Origin of the sequence: Bacillus basilensis (assembly GCF_050630465.1) — a bacterium.
Classification (GTDB): domain Bacteria; phylum Bacillota; class Bacilli; order Bacillales; family Bacillaceae_G; genus Bacillus_A; species Bacillus_A basilensis.
Genome location: NZ_JBNTQO010000025.1, coordinates 1 through 21,986 on the forward strand (window position 1 = coordinate 1; position 21,986 = coordinate 21,986).

Annotated in this window: 19 protein-coding genes and 1 pseudogene; 13 read left to right on the plus strand and 7 right to left on the minus strand. The window is 36.3% G+C overall.

What is annotated here, in order from left to right; genetic code table 11:
* Positions 1–247 (minus strand): annotated as a pseudogene (locus ACQVV1_RS27150) (polyamine aminopropyltransferase); the annotation flags it as partial.
* A 415-nt stretch (positions 248–662) separates the two neighbouring features.
* On the opposite strand from ACQVV1_RS27150, the gene ACQVV1_RS27155 reads away from it, so the two are divergent.
* The 5 genes from ACQVV1_RS27155 (at position 663) to chbG (ending at position 4,879) form a co-directional block, all read left to right on the plus strand.
* Complete coding sequence (locus ACQVV1_RS27155; RefSeq protein ID WP_078994117.1) at positions 663–965, plus strand: PTS sugar transporter subunit IIB; 303 nt, start codon at positions 663–665, stop codon at positions 963–965.
* Positions 966–981: 16 nt separating this feature from the next.
* Positions 982–2,289, plus strand: a complete 1,308-nt coding sequence (gene celB, locus ACQVV1_RS27160) for a PTS cellobiose transporter subunit IIC (RefSeq protein WP_001168824.1) — start codon at positions 982–984, stop codon at positions 2,287–2,289.
* Positions 2,290–2,472: 183 nt separating this feature from the next.
* Complete coding sequence (locus tag ACQVV1_RS27165; RefSeq protein ID WP_242254950.1) at positions 2,473–2,796, plus strand: PTS lactose/cellobiose transporter subunit IIA; 324 nt, start codon at positions 2,473–2,475, stop codon at positions 2,794–2,796.
* 3 nt (positions 2,797–2,799) lie between these two features.
* The gene (gene celF / locus ACQVV1_RS27170; RefSeq protein WP_000145767.1) at positions 2,800–4,125 is read left to right on the plus strand and encodes a 6-phospho-beta-glucosidase; all 1,326 of its coding nucleotides are present in this window, start codon (positions 2,800–2,802) and stop codon (positions 4,123–4,125) included.
* A gap of 49 nt (positions 4,126–4,174) precedes the next feature.
* Positions 4,175–4,879: a chitin disaccharide deacetylase gene (chbG, locus tag ACQVV1_RS27175; RefSeq protein ID WP_242254946.1), complete on the plus strand. Its 705-nt coding sequence runs from the start codon at positions 4,175–4,177 to the stop codon at positions 4,877–4,879.
* Positions 4,880–4,917: 38 nt separating this feature from the next.
* On the opposite strand, the gene ACQVV1_RS27180 is transcribed toward chbG, so the two are convergent.
* The gene (locus ACQVV1_RS27180; protein WP_242254944.1) at positions 4,918–6,099 is read right to left on the minus strand and encodes a chromate transporter; all 1,182 of its coding nucleotides are present in this window, start codon (positions 6,097–6,099) and stop codon (positions 4,918–4,920) included.
* 189 nt (positions 6,100–6,288) lie between these two features.
* Between ACQVV1_RS27180 and exsM the strand changes: the two genes are divergently transcribed.
* Positions 6,289–6,702 (plus strand): exosporium regulatory protein ExsM, encoded by a 414-nt coding sequence (gene exsM, locus ACQVV1_RS27185; protein WP_063221810.1) that lies wholly within the window; start codon positions 6,289–6,291, stop codon positions 6,700–6,702.
* Between the two features lie 141 nt (positions 6,703–6,843).
* On the opposite strand, the gene ACQVV1_RS27190 is transcribed toward exsM, so the two are convergent.
* The 3 genes from ACQVV1_RS27190 to tagO form a co-directional block, all read right to left on the minus strand.
* Positions 6,844–9,519 (minus strand): sigma-54-dependent transcriptional regulator, encoded by a 2,676-nt coding sequence (locus ACQVV1_RS27190; RefSeq protein ID WP_431169809.1) that lies wholly within the window; start codon positions 9,517–9,519, stop codon positions 6,844–6,846.
* Between the two features lie 104 nt (positions 9,520–9,623).
* Entirely contained in the window at positions 9,624–10,361 is a 738-nt protein-coding gene (locus ACQVV1_RS27195) for a polysaccharide deacetylase family protein (RefSeq protein ID WP_098587152.1), read from the minus strand.
* Between the two features lie 201 nt (positions 10,362–10,562).
* Positions 10,563–11,636 (minus strand): UDP-N-acetylglucosamine--undecaprenyl-phosphate N-acetylglucosaminephosphotransferase TagO, encoded by a 1,074-nt coding sequence (gene tagO / locus ACQVV1_RS27200; protein ID WP_000378310.1) that lies wholly within the window; start codon positions 11,634–11,636, stop codon positions 10,563–10,565.
* Positions 11,637–12,136: 500 nt separating this feature from the next.
* Here tagO and ACQVV1_RS27205 point away from each other — a divergent pair, with 500 nt between their 5' ends.
* Both ACQVV1_RS27205 and wecB read left to right on the plus strand, forming a co-directional pair.
* The gene (locus ACQVV1_RS27205; protein WP_431169811.1) at positions 12,137–13,507 is read left to right on the plus strand and encodes a UDP-glucose dehydrogenase family protein; all 1,371 of its coding nucleotides are present in this window, start codon (positions 12,137–12,139) and stop codon (positions 13,505–13,507) included.
* A 74-nt stretch (positions 13,508–13,581) separates the two neighbouring features.
* Positions 13,582–14,697: a non-hydrolyzing UDP-N-acetylglucosamine 2-epimerase gene (wecB, locus tag ACQVV1_RS27210; RefSeq protein WP_242254937.1), complete on the plus strand. Its 1,116-nt coding sequence runs from the start codon at positions 13,582–13,584 to the stop codon at positions 14,695–14,697.
* A gap of 37 nt (positions 14,698–14,734) precedes the next feature.
* On the opposite strand, the gene ACQVV1_RS27215 is transcribed toward wecB, so the two are convergent.
* Positions 14,735–15,868 (minus strand): LCP family protein, encoded by a 1,134-nt coding sequence (locus ACQVV1_RS27215; protein ID WP_242254935.1) that lies wholly within the window; start codon positions 15,866–15,868, stop codon positions 14,735–14,737.
* Between the two features lie 74 nt (positions 15,869–15,942).
* The gene (locus ACQVV1_RS27220) at positions 15,943–16,578 is read right to left on the minus strand and encodes a YigZ family protein (protein WP_000926682.1); all 636 of its coding nucleotides are present in this window, start codon (positions 16,576–16,578) and stop codon (positions 15,943–15,945) included.
* A 239-nt stretch (positions 16,579–16,817) separates the two neighbouring features.
* On the opposite strand from ACQVV1_RS27220, the gene ACQVV1_RS27225 reads away from it, so the two are divergent.
* The 5 genes from ACQVV1_RS27225 (at position 16,818) to ACQVV1_RS27245 (ending at position 21,894) form a co-directional block, all read left to right on the plus strand.
* Positions 16,818–17,660 (plus strand): DegV family protein, encoded by an 843-nt coding sequence (locus tag ACQVV1_RS27225; protein ID WP_063221805.1) that lies wholly within the window; start codon positions 16,818–16,820, stop codon positions 17,658–17,660.
* A 173-nt stretch (positions 17,661–17,833) separates the two neighbouring features.
* Complete coding sequence (locus ACQVV1_RS27230) at positions 17,834–18,148, plus strand: winged helix-turn-helix transcriptional regulator (RefSeq protein WP_000400857.1); 315 nt, start codon at positions 17,834–17,836, stop codon at positions 18,146–18,148.
* Between the two features lie 146 nt (positions 18,149–18,294).
* The gene (locus tag ACQVV1_RS27235; protein ID WP_242254929.1) at positions 18,295–19,713 is read left to right on the plus strand and encodes a C40 family peptidase; all 1,419 of its coding nucleotides are present in this window, start codon (positions 18,295–18,297) and stop codon (positions 19,711–19,713) included.
* Positions 19,714–19,840: 127 nt separating this feature from the next.
* Positions 19,841–21,190 carry an ATP-dependent helicase ComFA gene (comFA, locus tag ACQVV1_RS27240; protein WP_242254928.1) on the plus strand — a complete coding sequence of 450 codons (1,350 nt, stop codon included), beginning with the start codon at positions 19,841–19,843 and terminating at the stop codon, positions 21,188–21,190.
* On the plus strand, positions 21,190–21,894 hold the full coding sequence (locus ACQVV1_RS27245) for a ComFC family protein (protein ID WP_309259510.1): 705 nt from the start codon (positions 21,190–21,192) through the stop codon (positions 21,892–21,894). The genes comFA and ACQVV1_RS27245 overlap by 1 nt, the downstream gene beginning before the upstream one ends.
* The last annotated feature ends 92 nt before the right edge of the window (positions 21,895–21,986 follow it).

The window sequence follows — 21,986 nt, forward strand, 5'->3', positions numbered from 1 at the left end:
TGTCTTGCTTGTCCTGATTGTCTTGCTTGTCCTGATTGTCTTGCTTGTCCTGATTGTCTTGCTTGTCCTGATTGTCTAGTTTGTCCTGATTGTCTAGTTTGTCCTGTTTACCATGCTTGTCCTGCTTATTTTCTATCTCCTGCTGTTCTAGTTCGAATTTGTCAGAGTCTAATTCAGAACGCTTGTCTTTTTTATAGCTTGTTATTCTATAAATCTTTATTTTGCTTTGTTTTCTATGTTTTGGCATAGGAATCCCCTTTCGAATTGTGTTATTCTATTCTATTCTATTCTATTCTATTCTATGTAATTTAGTAGAGTCTGCTTGGACAATAGATAAGGGAGTGTGTTCAAGAGGAGTTTATTTTTAATAGATTTTCACGCTAAAAAAATTTTTTTAGTGTTTTTTTGTTTTAAACACAACTAGACAACTAAACACTAATCTATTTTCATACAGTTATGTGTTAAAAGCGTGTTGTTTTATAACACACTGTGTGTTTTTTGAGTGACACACTAATTGAAGGCGTTAACACACAAAGAAAACAGTCGAAAAAGTGCTGATTTTAGTGGTTTTAAAAAGTTGGCACGCTAATTGCATTAATAAATAGCGTAAAGAAAAATAAATAAAACATAAATTTTTTATACTACACAAGGGGGATTTTCAAATGAATATTTTATTATGTTGCTCAGCAGGGATGTCTACAAGTTTACTAGTTACAAAAATGGAAGCGGCTGCAAAAGCTCGCGGTCTAGAAGGAAAGATTTGGGCTGTATCTGGGGATGCAGTAAAAAACAATATCGATCAAGCAGATGTATTATTACTAGGACCACAAGTTCGTTACATGCTTTCTTCAATGAAAACGCTTGCTGATGAGAGAAACGTTGGAATCGACGTTATTAATCCAATGCACTACGGCATGATGAATGGAGAAGCAGTTTTAGATCACGCGTTAACACTTAAAAAATAATTAGGGGGGAAGCGAAATGCAAAAGTTTATTGCATTTATGGAGAAATATATTGTTCCTGTCGCTGGTAAAATCGGATCGCAACGTCACTTAGCTGCGATCCGTGACGGATTTATCGCAGTTATGCCACTTATTTTAGTTGGTGCACTGGCATCACTAATTAATGGTTTTCCATCTGAGGCTTTCCAAGATTTCATGAAAGGTTTGTTTGGTGAAACGTGGAAACAAGTTGGCGGTGGAATGTGGACTGGTTCTTTCGCGATTCTAGCACTAATCATAGCATTTACAACAAGTTATAACTTAGCAAAATCTTACGGCGTTGATGGTTTGTCAGCAGGTATTATTTCATTTGGTGCGTTAATTATTCTTACGCCAACAACACCGAAAGAAGGCGGATTGAACTTAGCTTGGACAGGTGCACAAGGGTTATTCGTAGCAATTATTGTAGCACTCCTTGTTACTGAAGTATTCCGTTTCTTCGTACAAAGAAACATTACTTTTAAAATGCCTGATGGAGTACCACCAGCAGTTTTAAGATCTTTCGCAGCTATAGTTCCAGCATTTGTTATTTTAACAGTAGTTGCAGGTATTCAATTAGCAGTGAAATTAGCCGGTACAAGTGTTCATGAATTTATCTTTAATACGATTCAATCGCCACTGCAAAGTTTAGCAGGGACATTACCAAGTGCAATTGTCATTGTACTCCTTGTTCATCTTCTTTGGTTCTTCGGTTTACATGGTCCAAATATCGTTGGTGGTATTATTGAGCCGTTATACTTACCAGCATTAGAGAAAAATATGCAGTTATTCAAAGGTGGCACATCTGCATTTGATGTTCCAAACATTGTTACAAAACCGTTCTTTGATACTTTCGTATATCTTGGTGGTTCTGGTGCAACATTAGCGTTCTTAGTAGTTGTATTACTTGTAGCAAAAAGTGCACAATTACGCGGTGTATCTCGTTTATCAATTGGTCCAGGTGCATTCAACATTAACGAACCAGTAATCTTTGGTACACCAATTATTTTAAATCCAATTTTATTCTTACCGTTTATCATAACGCCAATTGTATTAGTAATTACTTCTTATACAGCTATATCTATTGGCTGGGTACCAAAAACAGTTGTGATGATTCCATGGGCAACACCACCAATTATTAGTGGTTATCTTGTAACAGGTGGACATCTTTCAGGTGCAATTCTACAGTTATTCAACTTTGTAATTGCGATGGTAATCTATTATCCATTCGTTGTGTTATGTGACCGTTCTGTTGTTCGTACTGAAAAAGCAGCAGCACAAGGAAATAACAACTCTGTACCTATGTAACATAGTAATTGTTCTCACAGACAACATGATCTGTGAGAACAATTACCTTTATATCATGTTCAAAAAGATGAAACCCATCTACAAGAACACCAAACTATCATTCATAAAATAATAATTTAATAGACATGTTCAAACTGAAGGGGTATGTAAATCGGTTGAACCATAATAGAGAGGGCGGTAATTATGATGACTACAGCAGAACAAATTCCATTCCAATTAATTTTAAATAGTGGTAATGCACGAAGCTTTGCAATGGAGGCACTTCAATTTGCCAAAAAGGGGAAAATGGCAGAAGCTGATGAAGCGATGGTAAAGGCGAAAGAAGCGATTAATGAAGCGCATCATTTCCAAACAGAGCTCATACAATCAGAAGCAAGAGGAGAAAAAACAGAGATTAGTGTTCTTTTAATTCACGCACAAGATCATTTAATGAATGCGATTACAGTAAAAGAATTAGCAGCAGAGTTTATCGATCTTTATAAAAAGCTTGAAGCGAAAGGGGAATAAAACATGACTGGAATTAAAATTGCTACAATCGGCGGTGGATCTAGTTATACACCAGAGTTAATTGAAGGATTTATTAAACGCTATGATGAGCTTCCTGTTCGTGAAATTTGGTTAGTAGATATTGAGGCAGGAAAAGAAAAGTTAGAAATCGTTGGTAACTTAGCGAAGCGTATGGTGAAAAAATCAGGTTTACCAATCGAGGTTCATTTAACACTTGATCGCCGTGAGGCATTAAAGGGTGCTGATTTCGTAACGACGCAGCTTCGCGTAGGTTTATTAGAAGCTCGTGCAAAAGATGAAGCGATCCCGTTAAAATATGATGTAATCGGTCAGGAAACGAATGGTCCTGGTGGTTTATTCAAAGCGTTGAGAACGATTCCTGTTATTTTAGATATTTGTAAGGATATGGAGGAGCTTTGTCCGAATGCATGGTTAATTAACTTTGCAAACCCAGCTGGTATGGTAACAGAAGCTGTCCTTCGTTATACAAATATTCAAAGAGTAGTTGGTTTATGTAACGTTCCAATCGGAATCCGTATGGGTCTTGCGAGATTACTTGAAGTAGATGCAAGTCGTGTACATGTTGACTTCGCAGGTTTAAACCATATGGTATACGGACTAGATGTATATTTGGATGGCGTAAGTGTAATGGATCGTGTGTTAGAGCTTGTAACAGATCCAGAAAAGCAAATTACGATGGAAAATATCGCTGCGCTTAACTGGGAGCCAGATTTTATTCGCGGCCTTCGTGCAATTCCTTGTCCATACCATCGTTACTACTACAAAACACGTGAAATGCTAGAAGAAGAGAAAGAAGCTTCGGTTGAAAAAGGTACACGTGCAGAAGTAGTAAAACAATTAGAAGATGATTTATTCGAGTTATATAAAGACCCGAACTTAGATATTAAACCACCACAATTAGAAAAACGTGGCGGCGCTTATTATAGTGATGCAGCATGTAGCTTAATTACGTCTATTTACAATAATAAAGGTGATATCCAGCCTGTTAATACACGAAACAATGGAACAATTGCAAGCTTGCCACATGATTCTGCTGTTGAAGTGAACTGTATTATTACAAAAGAGGGTCCAAAACCAATTGCAGTGGGAGACCTTCCAGTACCAGTTCGCGGTTTAGTACAACAAATTAAATCATTTGAGCGCACAACAATTGAAGCTGCTGTTACAGGGGATTATCATAAAGCGCTGCTTGCTATGACAATTAACCCACTTGTACCATCAGATAAAGTTGCAAAACAAATTTTAGATGAAATGTTGGAAGCACATAAAGAACATCTTCCGCAGTTCTTCAAAAAGGTAGAGAAATAAAAGCGGCGCTATTTAGCCCGCTTTTTTTATTCTATTAGGAGGTATTACGATGATTAAGTTAATTGTAAATGCAGATGATTTCGGTCTTACAGAAGGTACAAATTACGGTATTATTGATGGGCATATAAATGGACTTGTAAATTCAACGACGATGATGATGAATATGCCAGGAACAGAGCATGCGGTACGCTTAGCAAAAGAGTATAAAACGTTAGGGATAGGAGTACATCTCGTCTTAACGGCAGGAAAACCGCTTCTTGGAGACGTACCATCACTTGTAAGTAGCGATGGGGTGTTTCATAAACAAGGCGTCGTATGGGAAGGGAAGGTAAATCCAGAAGAAGTTGAGAGTGAGTGGACTGCTCAAATTGAGAAATTCCTATCTTACGGATTAAAACCAACTCATTTAGATAGTCATCATCATGTACATGGATTGCCAATTTTGCACGATGTTCTTGAAAGATTAGCTACTAAATATAATGTTCCAATTCGTCGTTGTGAAGAAGAGCGAGCAGTGCGTCCATTTTCTGACGTGTTTTATAGTGACTTTTATGCGGATGGTGTGACGGAAGATTATTTTGTGAAGTTAAAAGAAAGAGTACAAGGTGAGCAAACGGTAGAAATTATGGTTCATCCAGCTTATATTGATCCAGAGCTTGTGAAGCGTTCTTCTTACGTAATGGATCGTGTGAAAGAATTACGTATTTTAACAGAGAGCGAGTTACCAGAAGGAATAGAGCTTGTGAAGTTTTAATAAAAAAACGACGGCTACATAATGCCGTCGTTTTTTGTTTACAAAATGGATAGAATATATCCGCCGAAGGCTCCAAGTATAACGATAACCCAAGGTGGTGTTTTCCAAAAAGCGAGCAAGCAAAATAGAAGAGACGCAAAAACAAAATCTACAGCGTTCATGATTGTGCTTGTCCAAATAGGGTCATAAAAAGCTGCTAATAAAATACCGACAACGGCTGCATTGACTCCAAGTAGTGCGCCTTGTATGTAAGATATTTTTCTCACACTGTCCCAAAATGGTAAAACACCAATAACGAGCAAGAAAGCAGGAAGAAAGATTGCAATTGTTGCGAGTATTGCCCCAAGTGTCCCGTTTAGCACTGCTCCTATATAAGAGGCGAATGTAAATAGTGGTCCTGGTACTGCTTGTGTTAATCCGTATCCAGCTAGGAATTGTTCTTTCGTCATCATTCCATTTTGTACGAACTCACCTTCAAGAAGGGGCAGCACGACGTGTCCACCTCCAAATACAAGTGCGCCAGACCGATAGAAACTATCAAATAAAGCGATGTAATAAGAGAACGGTCTTAATATTGGTAGCAGTACTAATAGCCCGAAGAATAAGATGAGACAAGAAACTGCTATCTTTTTTGAAATAGGTACTTTTATATTTTGAGATTGGCTAATTGGTTGGTTGCGATATAAAAACCAGCCGATAAAGCCAGATACTACAATGAGAATGACTTGTGTCCAGCTATTTGGCCATAGTAAGGCGACTGCGGCAGTTACAATAGCGATCGTCGCACGATTTCGGTCTGGCGTTAATTTTTGTGCCATTCCCCATATGGCATGAGCGACAATAGCGACTGCTACAAGTTTTAGTCCATGAATCCAGCCAGCACTTCCAAGATCGAACTGATTAAGGAATGAGGCGAAGAAAACTAAAACAAGCACAGACGGTAAAGTGAATCCAATCCATGAAATAATAGCTCCTAATACCCCGCCTCTTAATAACCCAACCCCCATACCGACTTGACTGCTAGCAGGACCAGGAAGGAATTGACATAGTGCTACTAAATCTCCATAGCTTCGTTCATCCATCCATTTTCTTTTTTGCACATATTCGTGGTGGAAATACCCAAGATGGGCGACAGGACCACCAAATGAAGTAAGTCCTAATTTAAATGAGACGAAAAAAATCTCTAATAATGTGTGAAAGGTGTATTTGTTATTTTTCAAAATGCCCTCCTAGAATGTTTTTCTAAGTGCATTATACAAGAGATAGTAAAGCAAAAGGAACGATTCTAATGTAAAGATTGTGTGAATCTTTTCTTTGTAATTAAGGCTTTAAAAAGTCATAAATGATTATGTATAAACCATAAAGTAGTAGAAGTAGTGCTGGGAAATTTATATAAGGAGAATGCCCGTATGACAACACATTTCTTTGCGAGGTTAACAGGTAAGAGGGAAATACCTCCTGTAAATACAGAAGCTTATGGTGTAGCAGAGTTTATATTTAGTGATGATTTAAAGAAGTTGCAATATCGGGTCATATTGAAAAACATCGAAAAAGTTACATCATGCCAAATTCATTTAGGGAAAGCAGATCAAATTGGTCCAATTGTTTTAAGCTTATTTGGCCCATTAAAGCAAGGTATTAGTGTAAATGAAGGAGCCGTGACGGGTGTAGTCAATGTGGCGGATTTTGAAGGGCCTTTACAGGGGAGAGCGTTTGATAGCTTACTTCAAGAAATCATTCAGGCGAACGTATATGTAAATGTTTATACGAAGTCCAATAAGAAGGGCGAAATCAGGGGGAGAATTAGGAAAGTAAAGAAGTAGAAAAAAGGCTGTCCATATTTTGGAACAGCCTTTTTTGCTATGAGGTACAAATTTTAGCGATTATTGTTGGTAAATCGATATATTTTGAAAATCGCTCATATAATTCGTATTACGGTCGATATATTTAAAATACTGTCTCGATTAATTTTTTACAGGTTGATTTTTTATGAAGAAGTCCATGATATAAAACACTTCGTCATCGGGTATTTGTATTTCAAATGTATTTTCAATCGGTTGCAATGCCTTTTTCACTTTCATATACATCCAGTATTCATCCTGTCTTCGCTTCTCTTTATCTGGATGAGGGAGGAGGCTTTCTCCTTTTTGAAGACGGTCAACCATACAGCTCATATGCAGAATAACACCCATTAAGCTGTCAGGAGTTAGCTGTAAGGAAATTAATTCTTGAATTGTATTTAATGCGTAACGAATTGTTTTAATAAGTAATGCTCCGTCGTTACGCTGCATTTGTTGTTCAAGAATGTCAGCCATTTTTGCATATGTTTCTTCATACGTAATTAATTCTTGAATTGGCTGAATTGCTGTGTAGTTTACGATATCTTGAAAATGATATGTTAAGCATGGAACTTGCACATCGAAATTTGTGACGATACAAATGATATTCCGCTCTTTTTTTATGTTCTCAATCATTTTCGTTAAATCTTTTTCATGGACGATACTAATCGGAATAATTTCAATTAAGTCTTTGTCAAATCGCAAATAGTTCTCTAACACTTTTTGAATAGCTAAAGCACTGCCCTCACCAGTTAAACAAGCTGTTAAAATAACAGATTTCATTGGTGATAGTGGCTTTTTCTTTTCTTCTTGTACGTTTAAGTAAAACGGTGTTAAGTTTTTCACGGTTTCATATAATGCATCTAACGAGTAGCCAAGCTGAGCTTTTCGAGCTGCTTCTAGTGCATGTGGAGTGCTAGTCATGGAAAGAACACGTACCGGAATTTTGAACTCAGTTTCTAATATATCACCAATATAAGCAAGCGACCCCATATCAACGAGTAAGAGAAGCCCGTTTACATTTTGGAGTGTTTTCATATACACTTTCACGCGCTCTAAGAAATCTTTCGGCGATTCATGTAGCGGCATATCAATACCGGTTACTTCCTCAATGCCGAGAAGTTCGTTTGCAACATTTGCCATTTCTGTTGCAATGCCGTTGCCGTGCGCTAATATTAATACTTTTACTTCTGTTTGTGAGGCAGGAATTGGATCAACAACGAAGAACATTGTTAAAAAGCCTGCTTCATCGATAGGCATTGTTATTTGTAATTCGTCTTCCAGTAGTTGAATGCATTGCATAGCTACGGAAAAAGCTTCTTTATATTTCGTACGAATTTGATTTAATTGTGGGTGATGAATTTGTTTCCCAGCTTGTAAACGTTGTAGAGTTGTCTGTACATGTAAACTTAAAGCGAGAAATACTTTTTCATCAAACGTTTTAGATAAATGCTTTTCAGCAAGTTCCGCGATTTTTTCACATACGGAAACGATATTACGATCCACAATTTTAAAAACATTTTCATGACTTGTCTTTTTGGACATTTGGTTAAAATATTGTACGAAAAAGCTTTGAATATCATTTTCTATTAGTAATTCTAATTCGTCCTCTTCAATACCGCGAGCTTGAAGTTCTTCGTATTTATAATCAATATAATCGTAAATAGAAGACTGTTTTTCATTCTCTATTTTATGATTACTCCAACCTTCATCACCTGTAAATATAAATGTTTCATTTGGTATTTGGTATATATGACGGCTTTTTCTTTCAATGAATAGCCCTTCTTTCATATACCAAGGTAAATCTGTACTTGAAACGTAGACAGAATCACGTTTCTTTGTCACGAAGTCAGAGTAGGCTTTCGCGCAGGCGATTTGTACATCCGTTTTTAATTGACCGATGTTATTGGGACAATTGTAAAAGACGAAAGCACGCATTGCATTCGGGCTAACGTGAATTTCTTTTCGCAGGCGGATTGCTTCATTTGTGAAAAATAGTTGTAATAAAGCAAAGCGTTCTTTATGTGTACGCTCACGAAGTGGTGGCAGTGTGACAGTCATCGGTATACGTCTTGTAAATGTTTTTAATAAAAATGAATTTGGTTCTTCGGTTGTTGCAGTAATAATTAATACTTGTGCTTTACGCTCGTTTTCTGTTTCTCCAAGGCGGCGATATACTCCGCGGTCAATAAAGGTGAAAAGCATTTCTTGTCCTTCTGGAGGAAGGCGATGTACTTCATCTAAGAAAAGAATCCCTTCATGCGCTTTTTCAATTAACCCTTTTTGATCACTTGCCCCTGTATAAGCTCCTTTTTTAATCCCAAATAACTGCCCCAGTAGTAGCTGTGGATTATTTGCGTAATCAGCACAGTTAAAGACGATAAATGGTGCGTTTTTAGGAAGCTGTTCAACTTCAATTGCATATTCGTGCATTAAAGAAGCGAACATAGATTTTCCGACTCCTGTTTCTCCCAGCAGTAAAGTGTGCATACCGTTTGGAGGATAGAGAATAGAAGCTTTCGCTTTTTCAATTGCGATTTTAAGGCTTGTATTTTCAAGAGCAAATGTATCTAATGAAGTCACTTCTTTTGAATGCGTTTCCAACGACGTGTTCGTTTCTATATAAAAACGAACAGGACGCGTATTTGTTTTTAATAAACGTGTATCTTTTACAAGTTTGTTTAAGTCACTACTTACATTGGCGCGATCTAGTTGCAACAGGGTAGCGAGTTCTGATGCGGTTACACCTTCTGTATAATTGCCTTTTTGTATTGCGTTAAAAATGAGATCTATTCGTTTCATTTCTATTCACCTCGAAACTTCATCACTATTTAAAATTTTACACAAAAATGGGAAGGGTGGGAAGAGAAAAATAAAACAGCTTTAGCACATAGGCACTAAAGCTGTTACAATCTTGTGTCTTTCCAAAAATTAACTTCGAGATGAGAAGATGGATTATAGGGAAGAAGTTTGTATCCTTGTGACTGTAAATAATCAATTACTTTTGGCAGTATTTGTACAGTGACACTCGAATCATGCATTAAAATCACTTCGACTTGTTCATCGCTCTGATTACGTACCCTTTCTAGTATGGCAGAAGAATTGTCATAGCTTTTCCAGTCGTATGTATCGATTGTCCAATCCCACATTTTATACTGGGCTGATACGAGCGCATCACGGTAATTCTTTTTTAAGTAAGGCATGCTACCATACGGGACACGAACGAGATGTGTATTTAATTTTGTAACTTGCTGAACAATGTTTTGTGTTTGTTCCATTTCTGTAATTAAAGCAGATGGATCACCAGTGTAAAGACGTTTTACATCGTGTGACATACTGTGAAGTCCGATATAATGTCCGTCTTTAATTAATCTTTGCATTGTCTTTTTATAATGTGGCACTTTTCCACCAATAACAAAGAAAGTTGCTTTTCCGTTCTTTTCTTTTAAGATGTTTAAAATTTGTGTAGTATATTTGTTTGGTCCGTCATCAAATGTTAAGTACGCGATTTTTTTGGTAGGAGAAGTCGTCTCAGTATTTGGATGATGTTCAGCAGGGGGAATAGTAGTTGCTCCTGCATGAGATGACGCGTACATAGTAATTATTAAAAATAAAATAATGTATTGAAATACTCGCTTGATCATAACATTCACCCTCAGTTTGACAATCAAGATGTAAAAAAGAAAATATAATCCTTTTCTTATTATGTATATCTTTCTCCAATAGCGACACTCTCAAACAATCTATATTTTGGAAATGTAAAATAATGAATAAAAAAATAGCCTACTCTTATAAGAAAGAGTAGGCTATTTGAATATTTCATAATTGTACAGGCTATACTACAATTAGTCTTCGCGTTTTTTCACTTTTTTATAAAAGGAAATAAGTGGTTTGTAACGTTCATGTACAAGCCCGATTACTTCAGCGATAATCTCTGTAAAGAAGATTAAAACGAAAAGAAGAATAATGGATAACCATAATGTCGCACTAGAGAAAATGATTGCATTTACACTAAAGAAAATACCGAATGCGTATATAATTAGTACCGTTTTACGATGAGAGAAGCCCATTGCAAGTAAACGGTGATGTAAATGCGATTTATCTGGTGCTGAAATAGGTTTTTTATTTACGATACGACGGATAATTGCAAATGTCGTATCAAATACAGGTACACCTAAAATGATAACTGGAACGATAAAGCTGAATAACGTTACACTTTTGTATAATCCAAGTAACGATATAACAGAAATACAGTATCCTAAAAATAGTGCGCCTGTATCTCCCATGAAAATTTTTGCTGGATGGAAGTTGTAGAATAAAAATCCAATTGTACTTGCAAGTGCAATTAGTGCTAGAGGTAAAATGATAGCTGTTCCAGTGCCCCATGGGCTAGTGAAGGCCATATATGCTAGCGTTGCAAGTACGATAGATGAAATACCAGCAGATAATCCATCTAAGCCATCAATTAAGTTTATTGCATTTGTAATACCTACAATCCAAAATACTGTAATTGGGTAAGCAAGCCATCCAAGTTCAGTATCCCCGAGGATTGGAATATATAATACTTGCACTAATAATCCACTTTTTACAATCATAATGGCAACTAATAGTTGTCCACCGAATTTTACCTTCGCAGATAACTCGTACATATCATCTAAAATACCGATGATTACAATGATAATCGCACCTAGCGTTATCGATAACATTCTTTGTTCATATAAGCCACCGACAACAAATCCTACAGCTACACCAATAAATATCGCTAACCCGCCAAGACGAGGCATGATCTTTTGATGTACTTTACGCGCGTTTGGCTTATCTGTTGCTCCTATTTTAAAAGCTAACTTAATAACTAAAGGAGTAACGACGAGTACAGTGATGAAAGATGCCAAAATGGCATAAATCACTTGTGAGTCCATTAATACCCCACCCTTTTATAGTCTAACGTAATTTTTTTTAATATATTTATCTGAAAATTATGATGTTTATTTACAGGCTCATAACATATGGTATCACAAAAAGATTAGAATTCAATCTTTTTTTGTTTTTACGGTAAATGGAAACAGATAGAATATATGACAATTGTATACAGAATGTTGAATCATTTGAGAAGGTTAATCGTATTGGGCTTTGGAATATGACATTTTCTCTTTTTCTTTAATAGTGAATACTTTTATTTCAATATTATAAGTGTTACACGTAGAAATGAGTAAGTTCCGTGTTAAAATGTGGGAATTTATCCCGAATGAACGAGGAGCCTTAATTCCTGTAAAATCTCGATTGGTTTAACAAATAATTAATGAAAGTTATTTAATTTTACAAAAACTTAAAAAAGAATGAAAAAAGTAATTCATATAATAAAGAAGTAAAAGAGTTTTCTCATTTTTAATGTGAGAGGGGGAAGCACAGGAAAAATTCTATGTATTCGTATATTTTCTATTGTATATTCCTGTGCGAAAAGGAAATGAAAATTACGATAATAGGTACCGGATACGTTGGATTGATTACAGGAGTAGGATTGGCAGTATTGGGACATTCGGTTACATGTTTTGATATAAATGATGAGAAAATTGAACGGATAAAACAAGGGGATCTGCCTATTTATGAAGCTGGTTTATATGAATTAATAAATGAAGCATATGAGAATAACTGTTTAACTTTTACAACAAGTAAAGAAGAAGCATTTAACGATGCAGAGTTTATATTTATTGCAGTTGGAACACCATCTTTATTAGATGGGACAGCGGATTTAACATATATTCAAAGTGCATGTGTTGATATTGGAACATATGCGACTAACGACATTATTGTTGTTACAAAAAGTACTGTTCCTGTAGGGACGAATGGTACGATTAGAGGATGGATTGAGGAGAAGTTACAGGGGAGATATGAATTACATATTGCATCGAATCCCGAATTTTTACGGGAGGGTTCAGGTATTTACGATTTTTTTCGAGGAGATCGTATTGTAATTGGAGCAGATAATGAGGAAACGGCACGAAAAGTGGAGAATTTATATAATGAATTACGCTTAAAAACGTATGTTACAGATATAAAAAGTGCAGAGATGATTAAATATGCATCGAATGCCTTTTTAGCGACAAAAATTAGTTTTATCAATGAAATTTCAAATATATGTGAGAAGGTAGGAGCGAATATATTAGACGTTGCACAAGGGATGGGAATGGATAAGAGAATTGGTGCGTCTTTTTTAAATGCGGGCATTGGTTACGGGGGATCGTGTTTTCCGAAAGATACGAAAGCTCTTGTACAAATTGCAGGGAATGTGGCGCATGATTTTCGCTTGTTAAAAGCAGTCATTGAAGTGAATAATAAACAACAGTTGTTATTGATTGAGAAAGCAAAGAAAGTAATAAATATGAATAAGAAGCGGATTGCGGTGCTGGGAGCGTCATTTAAACCGAATACTGATGATATAAGAGATGCACCATCCCTTATTATGATACAAGAATTAATTAATATAGGTGCGGATGTAGTTCTATATGACCCGAAGGCGATTCAAAATATGAAAAATATCTTTGGGGAGACTATACAATATAGTGAATGTATAGATGAATCAATTAGAGGAGCGAGTGCGGCTTTTATCATGACAGAATGGGAGGCTATCCGAGCTTATCCGTTAGAAAAGTACGCCCAACTTATGAGAGAACCTATTTTATTCGATGGAAGAAATTGTTATACTGATGAGGATGTCAAGAAGCAAGAGATAGAGTATTATTCTGTTGGAAGAGAAAGTATTTGTAAGAGGGACTTTTCCGTTATTCGTTAAAAAGGTATGTATTCATGTATATTCTTATATGTCATAATAGAAGTTGTAACTAGTGAAAGAAAAGAGGCAATGAAATGACTGAACGTTTAAAAGTAATGACAATTTTCGGGACACGTCCAGAAGCAATTAAAATGGCACCTCTTGTATTAGAGTTGCAAAAGCATCCAGATAAAATTGAATCGATTGTGACTGTAACAGCACAACATCGTCAAATGTTAGATCAAGTATTAAGTATCTTTGGAATTACGCCAGATTTCGATTTGAATATTATGAAGGATCGCCAAACTTTAATTGATATTACAACACGTGGTTTAGAAGGTTTGGATAAAGTAATGAAAGAAGCAAAGCCGGATATCGTACTTGTACATGGTGATACAACGACAACATTTATTGCAAGCTTGGCTGCTTTCTATAATCAAATTCCAGTAGGTCATGTCGAGGCAGGACTTCGTACATGGGATAAATATTCTCCATACCCAGAAGAGATGAATCGTCAATTAACAGGTGTAATGGCAGATCTTCATTTCTCACCTACAGCAAAATCAGCAACGAACTTACAGAAAGAAAATAAAGATGAGTCAAGCATTTTCATAACAGGAAATACAGCGATTGACGCACTAAAAACGACTGTAAAAGAAACATATAGTCATCCTGTACTAGAGAAACTTGGGAATGATCGTCTTGTACTTATGACAGCTCACCGTCGTGAAAACTTAGGAGAGCCAATGCGTAACATGTTCCGTGCAATTAAGCGTCTTGTTGATAAGCATGAAGACGTACAAGTTGTGTATCCTGTTCATATGAACCCTGTTGTTCGTGAAACAGCGAATGATATTTTAGGGGATCATGGCCGCATTCATTTAATTGAGCCGCTAGATGTAATTGATTTCCACAATGTTGCAGCTCGTTCATACTTAATGTTAACTGATTCTGGTGGGGTACAAGAGGAAGCACCGTCATTAGGTGTACCGGTTCTTGTTCTTCGTGATACAACAGAGCGCCCAGAAGGTATTGAAGCAGGGACATTGAAATTAGCAGGAACAGACGAAGAGACAATCTTTAGTCTTGCTGATGAGTTGTTATCAGACAAAGAAGCTCATGATAAGATGTCAAAAGCATCTAACCCATACGGTGATGGTCGTGCATCAGAGCGTATTGTAGAAGCAATTTTACAACACTTTAATAAGTAAATAAAAAGAGCCAAATCATATACGATTTGGCTCTTTTTTATTGCTGATTTCTCATAATCCACTCTGCATGAGCATTCGTAGAAGGAGGGGGCTCAGTTTGTGTCTTGTTCTGATTTTGGTCCGTTTCTTTCTTTGCCTTTTCGTTAGAGTTAGAATTTGAAGAAGGATTTGATTCGGTTTTTGTTGTTGAATTTTCTTGAGAGTTTGCTGTTTCTCCTAATTCTTTTTTTATTTCGTTACGTACTGTCTCTACACCGATTGGATCTGGAAGGAAGTAATAAATACCACCTACTTTTTTGTCTTCTCCTTCAAGTTTGAACGTTTGCATTGTAGAAGGATCAAACCCAGAGAGTTTATTGTAAAGAGCAAGGCCATCTGAAATAGGAATGTCAGTTTTTATATATTTTCCAACGACTTCTGTCAAATCTTTAATTTTAAATACGGTAGAGGTGGAATTTAGTTTTTGAGCAACAGCAGCTAGTAATTGTCTTTGTCTAGCGGCCCGACCATAATCACCATTTGGATCTTGCTTTCGCATACGAACGTAAGCGAGTGCTTCTTCACCATTTAATTCTTGTTGCCCTTGCTTAAATTCAATTTTTTTGTAGTAATCCACGTCTGAACGCTCCCAAAAATCGAAGGGGACATCAACAGTAACACCGCCAACAGCATCAACAATACCTTTAAAGCCTTGGAAATCAATTTTAAGATAATGGTCTACAGGCACTTTTAGAAAACCTTCGACCGTTTTGATTGCCATTTCTTCGCCGCCGTAAGCGTGCGCAGCATTAATTTTGTCCTCTTTATTCTTTCCGACAATTGGAACACGACTATCACGAGGGATACTCATAAGTGATATCTTTTGCGTTTTTGGATTGACTGTCGCAAACATTAATGAATCTGTACGACCGTTTTGACCGTCTGTTGCATAATCTTCTATGCCCATAATAAGGATTGTAAAAGGCTCTTTTGTAATTTCTACATCTGCGGTTCTCAAATCCGATTTTTCACGAGTAAAACCACTATACATCCCCATGAGAGAAGAGTAGGAATTTAATATATAAAGTCCTACACTACCAAATAAAAATAAGAAAATGAGGAAGTAGAAAAACTTTCTTCTTCGTTTCTTTTTTATTCTGCTATTTTGGAGATGATAATAACGTTCTTCCATATATAATCTCCTTAGTTCGTTTGTAGGAAAGTAATTCACTACATTAATATTTAAAGGTGATGATGTAGTTATTCTTAGATAACATCTTGTTCTAAGTACAACATATCTCCTTCTGTAATTGTACATTTCCCATTTGTTAATTCAATCATCCAATCTGTGAATGCTTGTTTTCCATCTTCTTCTACATACGTATCAAATGTGACATTTTCGAGATAATGTATATCTTTAATGGCATATTTTGAATTACGCAATTCATTTTCAATTTTGCCAAGTAATGTGTAATCAATCTCGGTCTGCATAACACGCATTAGTTTTCGCTCGACAACACCGACATGATTAATGCCTTCGCTTGTACATTTTCCATATGCGCGAATTAAACCACCAGCGCCCAGTTTGATGCCACCAAAATAGCGGGTAACGACAACGACGGTATCTTTTAAACCGCGTTTTTTTAGTACCTCTAACATAGGTACACCAGCTGTACCGCTAGGTTCACCATCATCGTTTGCTTTTTGGATTTGATCTTGTTCGCCAATTAAATACGCAGAACAATTATGTGTGGCATTCCAATTTTGTTTTTTGATTTTTTGTATGAATTCTTGAGCTTCTTCTTCGGTTGTAGCACGACTAACATAACAGATGAATCTTGATTTTTGAATAACAATTTCGTGTTCACCGTAGTCTTTTATTGTTAAATATTGTAATAACACTTGTATACGCCCCTATCCATCAAAATGACTAGTACTTTACATTTTAAAAGCGGGCGTTTTTATATTCAAACATTTTTTATAAATAAGTTGAAATTTTTGGTGAGTATTTTACCTTTTTGTTGTAATTTGTCGAGATGATGAGTATAATTTCAAACCGGCATTTTCATGTATGGATGCACCATTTTTAGTTTTCGTGTAAAATTAGGAAATAAAAACTTTTTTATAAGGCAGGTACGCAAATGAAAACAGCTATTGTTACTGATAGTACAGCATATATACCGAAGCATATTCGTGATGAACTCAATATATATATGATTCCATTAAACGTTGTATTTGGAACGGAATCTTATCAAGAAGAAGCTGAAATTTCAGCAGATGATTTTTATGTAAAAGTACGTGAGCAAGAAGAACTTCCGAAAACTTCTCAACCAGCAATCGGAAAGTTTGTTGAGCTATATGAACAATTATCTAAGGATTACGATGCAGTTATTAGCATTCATCTTTCAAGTGGAATTAGTGGTACATATCAAACGGCAACGACAGCTGGACAGATGGTTGAGGGCATTGATGTATATACGTACGATTCTGAAATTAGTTGTGAAGTACAAGGATTCTATGTGCGTGAAGGTGCAAGGCTAGCAAGCGAAGGAAAGGATCCAAAAGAGATTATCGCCCGTTTTGATGAAATGAAGAAAACGATGGACGCTTATTTTGTAGTAGATGATTTACACCATTTACAACGTGGAGGACGATTAAATAGCGCGCAAGCTTTCATTGGTAGTCTGTTACAAGTGAAGCCGGTTTTATATTTTAGAGAAAAAATCATTATTCCGTTTGAAAAAATCCGTACGCGTAAAAAAGCGTTAAAACGTATCATCGAAATTTTTGATGAGCAAGCAAGTAAAGGTGTACCTATGGAAGCAGTTATCATTCATGCGCAACGTGAAGAGGAAGCGATTGAATGGAAGAAAGAATTAGAAGCAAAATATCCTCATGTTACAATCCGTACAGGTTATTTCGGTGCTGTAATTGGTACGCATTTAGGTGAAGGTGCATTAGGTCTTGGATGGTATACGAAGTAATAAAGATATAAAAAGCTCTCTTATGGAAGAGGGTTTTTTTACGGATATTTTACATGAAGTTGACAAGTTAATATTTGGAAATGGTAAAATGTACGTAAAATAAAATAATGAGGAAAGTTTTATAACTTACTTTTTACAAGAAACTATATTATAATAGAAGAGAGGTGAAACATATGGAGCATAATTCTTGTTTATGTCCAAAGTTTGAGTCAGCTTTTACTTTGCTTAGTAAGAAATGGACTGGCTTAATTATTAAATCTTTGCTTGAAGAGTCAAAACGTTTTAGAGAAATCGCAGATATTATACCGAATATGAGCGATCGTATGTTGTCAGAGCGTTTAAAGGAATTGGAAAGCGAAGGCATTGTAGTTCGTAATGTTTATCCAGAAGTACCAGTTCGAATCGAGTACGGTTTAACGGACAAGGGAAAAGCGTTAGAAAGTGTTATGGATGAAGTCCAAAATTGGGCTGAAAAATGGATGAAATAACGTTTTGATTTCATCCGTATTAGTATATTTAACAAAACGTAAGGGAAACCTTGCGTTTTTTCTTTGCTTATAAAAAGCTTTTAAATTTCTACACATACATACAAAAATATGCATATTTTGCGATAGTGTTACACATAATATTACATTTGTTTTACAAAAGCGTAACATTAGCAAAAAAAATCCCGAATTATGGTATAAATTTTATAGGTTATATACGGAAAAAGAAAAAAGAAAGCGGTGTAAAAAATAAAATGAAAAAGCTAAAAATGGCATCTTGCGCATTAGTTGCAGGGTTAATGTTTTCAGGACTAACACCAAATGTATTTGCAGAAGATAAAATTTCTGACGTGAAATCACAAATTAACACACAAAATGATACTTTACATAAACAACAACAAGAACGTGATGAATTACAAAAACAAATGAACGACTTAAACAAAACAATTCAAGGTTTAGATAAGTCTGTCCAAGAGAATGCTTCAAAGCTTGATGAAACAACGAAAAAAGTTGCGGATACTGAGCAATTAATCGAAAAGAAAAATAAAGATATTGCAGAACTACAAACGAAAATTGCAAAACGTGAAGAGTTATTAAGAAAACGTTTAGTTGCACTTCAAGAACAACCAAACACAAATGTTGTAACAGAAGTTCTTGTAAACTCTAAAAACGTTGCAGATTTAGTTGATCGTTTAACTTCTGTTTCTAAAATTCTTGAGTCTGACGAAGATATCATGAAAACACAACAAGAAGACCAAGCGAACGTGAAAAAAGATGTTGAAACGGTAAAAACAAAGCAAAAAGAATTAAAAGAAGCACAAGCTCAAATTGAAACTGCTAAGAAAGAACTTGACGCTGAAAAAGCGAAAAAAGCAACAGCAGTAAACGATTTAAGCGGTAAAATGGACACAGTTGTAACTTCAATGACAAGTACGGAAAGTCAATTGAAAGATCTTGAAAAACAAGCATTACAATTACAACGTATTGCTGAACAAGAAGCACAAGAGAAAGCGGCACAAGAAGCTGCTGCTCAAAAACAAGCAGAACAAGCTGCTAAAGATGCGCAAGCTCAGCAAGCACCTGCTCAGCAAGCTGCACCAGCAAACAACGGTGGACAAGCTCAAAAAGAAGAGCCTAAAAAGGAAGAACCTAAAAAAGAAGAGCCTAAAAAAGAAGCACCTAAGCAAGAAACGAAAAAACCAGAGCCAGCACCAACTCCAAATGCGGGTGGCGTAATTGGTAAAGCGCAAGGCTACTTAGGCTTACCATATGTTTGGGGAAGTGCATCTCCATCAAACGGTGGTTTTGACTGTAGTGGATTCATTTCTTACATCTATGGTGTAGGACGTCAAGACGTTGCAGGTTACTGGAATTCAGTTTCTAAAGTAAGTAGCCCACAACCTGGAGATTTAGTATTCTTCCAAGGTACTTATAAGCCAGGTCCATCTCACATCGGTATTTACGTTGGTAATGGCCAAATGATTCATGCTGGTGATAAAGGGATTGCTTACGCTAGCTTAAGCAGTAGCTACAACCAAAAACATTTCTTAGGATACGGTAGATTCTAGGACTTATAATCGAATAAAACATGTGTATAAAGTCGATAGCTTACTATTTTATAAGTAGGTTATCGGCTTTTTTGCGTTTTTACGAGATTATGAGAAAGGTTTATAGTGGTGCTGGAGGTGGTTGCTGATGCTTGCTGGAAAGCAGTTGCTATTAGAAGAACTTTCTTCAGATCTACTTAGGGACTTAAATAACTTGAAAAAGAAGGGAGAGGTCGTATGTGTACAAGGTATAAAAAAGAAAGCTTCTAAATATACGTGTCAGCGCTGTGGAAATATAGAGCAGCGGCTATTCGCCTCATTTTTATGCAAAAGGTGCAGTAAAGTATGTACGTATTGCCGGAAGTGTATAACGATGGGGAGAGTTAGTGAATGTACTGTACTTGTTCGAGGAATCGCTGAAAGAAACGGAGAAAAAGGTTTAAATTTGTTACAGTGGAACGGGACTTTGTCTACTGGTCAACAGTTGGCGGCGCAAGGTGTTATAGAAGCTATTAAGCAGAAAGAATCTTTTTTTATTTGGGCTGTGTGCGGGGCTGGAAAAACAGAAATGTTATTTTACGGTATTGCAGAGGCACTTCAAAAAGGAGAAAGAGTTTGTATCGCAACGCCAAGGACGGATGTTGTACTGGAATTAGCGCCGAGATTACAAGAAGTGTTTCCGAGTATAAATGTAGCTGCTTTATACGGAGGGAGTGTAGATCATGAAAAGGATGCAGCGTTAGTCGTTGCAACGACTCATCAACTGTTACGTTACTATAAAGCGTTTCATGTCATGATTGTAGATGAGATAGATGCCTTCCCGTATCATGCGGATCAAATGTTACGGTATGCAGTGCAACAAGCGATGAAAGAGAAAGTAGCGCGTATTTATTTAACTGCAACCCCTGATGAAAAGTGGAAGCGCAATTTCAGAAGGGGGAAACAAAAAGGCATCATTGTCTCAGGAAGATACCATCGTCATCCGTTACCAGTTCCTCTATTTAGTTGGTGCGGAAATTGGAAGAAAAGCCTTCATCATAAAAAAATTCCTCGCGTGTTACTACAATGGTTAAAAATGCACTTAAACAAAAAGCATCCTATTTTTTTATTTGTTCCTCATGTGCGATATATAGAAGAAATAAGCCTGTTATTGAAAGGGTTGGATAATAGAATCGATGGCGTACATGCAGAAGATCCGATGAGAAAAGAAAAAGTGGCATCTTTCAGAAAGGGAGACATTCCGTTATTAGTTACAACGACAATTTTAGAAAGAGGAGTAACTGTGAAGAACTTACAAGTGGCTGTGTTAGGGGCTGAAGAAGAAATCTTTTCGGAAAGTGCGCTCGTACAAATTGCAGGCCGAGCAGGTCGTAGTTTTGAAGAACCTTATGGTGAGGTTATTTATTTTCATTACGGTAAGACAGAGGCGATGGTACGTGCGAAAAAACATATTCAAAGTATGAACAAAATTGCGAAAGAACAAGGATTGATCGATTAATGTATTGTCTAATTTGTGATGAGTATATTGTAGAAATAGTTAGTTGGCACACCTTTTTTGTAAAGTCTCATGAAAAATATATATGTGATAGATGTGAGCAAAAGCTTTCCTATATTATAGGAGAAATTTGCACGGAGTGTGGGCGACCTTTAGAACGTATTTCTAATTTGTTTAAAAAAGATGATATTTGTATGGATTGTATAAGGTGGATGGACGATGAAAAGTATTGGCCTTTTAAAAATCGTTCGTTGTACGTATACGATGATGAGATGAAAGAAATAGTAGCACAGTTTAAGTTTCGGGGGGATGCGGAATTAGTTCATATTTTTCACCGATCTTTTCGGGAGCTATTTCAAAAGTATTTTCCGGTCGTTTCAACTGTTATTGCTGTTCCGCTTAGTAGGGAACGGGAGTATGAACGTGGTTTTAATCAGGCAGAGTTATTAGCAACTTGTTTGCCTGTCAAAGTTTCTTATCCATCATTAAGAAGAAGGGAAACAGAAAAGCAAAGTAAGAAATCGCGTAAAGAAAGGCTTTCAGGAAGTAATCCTTTTTATTTTCAGGGAGAAGAGATGTTTCATGACCAACGCATTTTACTCGTTGATGATGTATATACGACAGGAATTACAGTTAGACAAATTGGAAGTCTTTTATACGATAGAGGAGCAAGGGAAGTTTCTAGTTTGACGCTCTGTAGAAGTTGATCTGTAACTGTCGAAAGGGATAATAAAAAGACGATAAGTCTTCTTTGACTTCATATGTTGTCATTCGTTATAGTCAAATTATGGGGCGAATG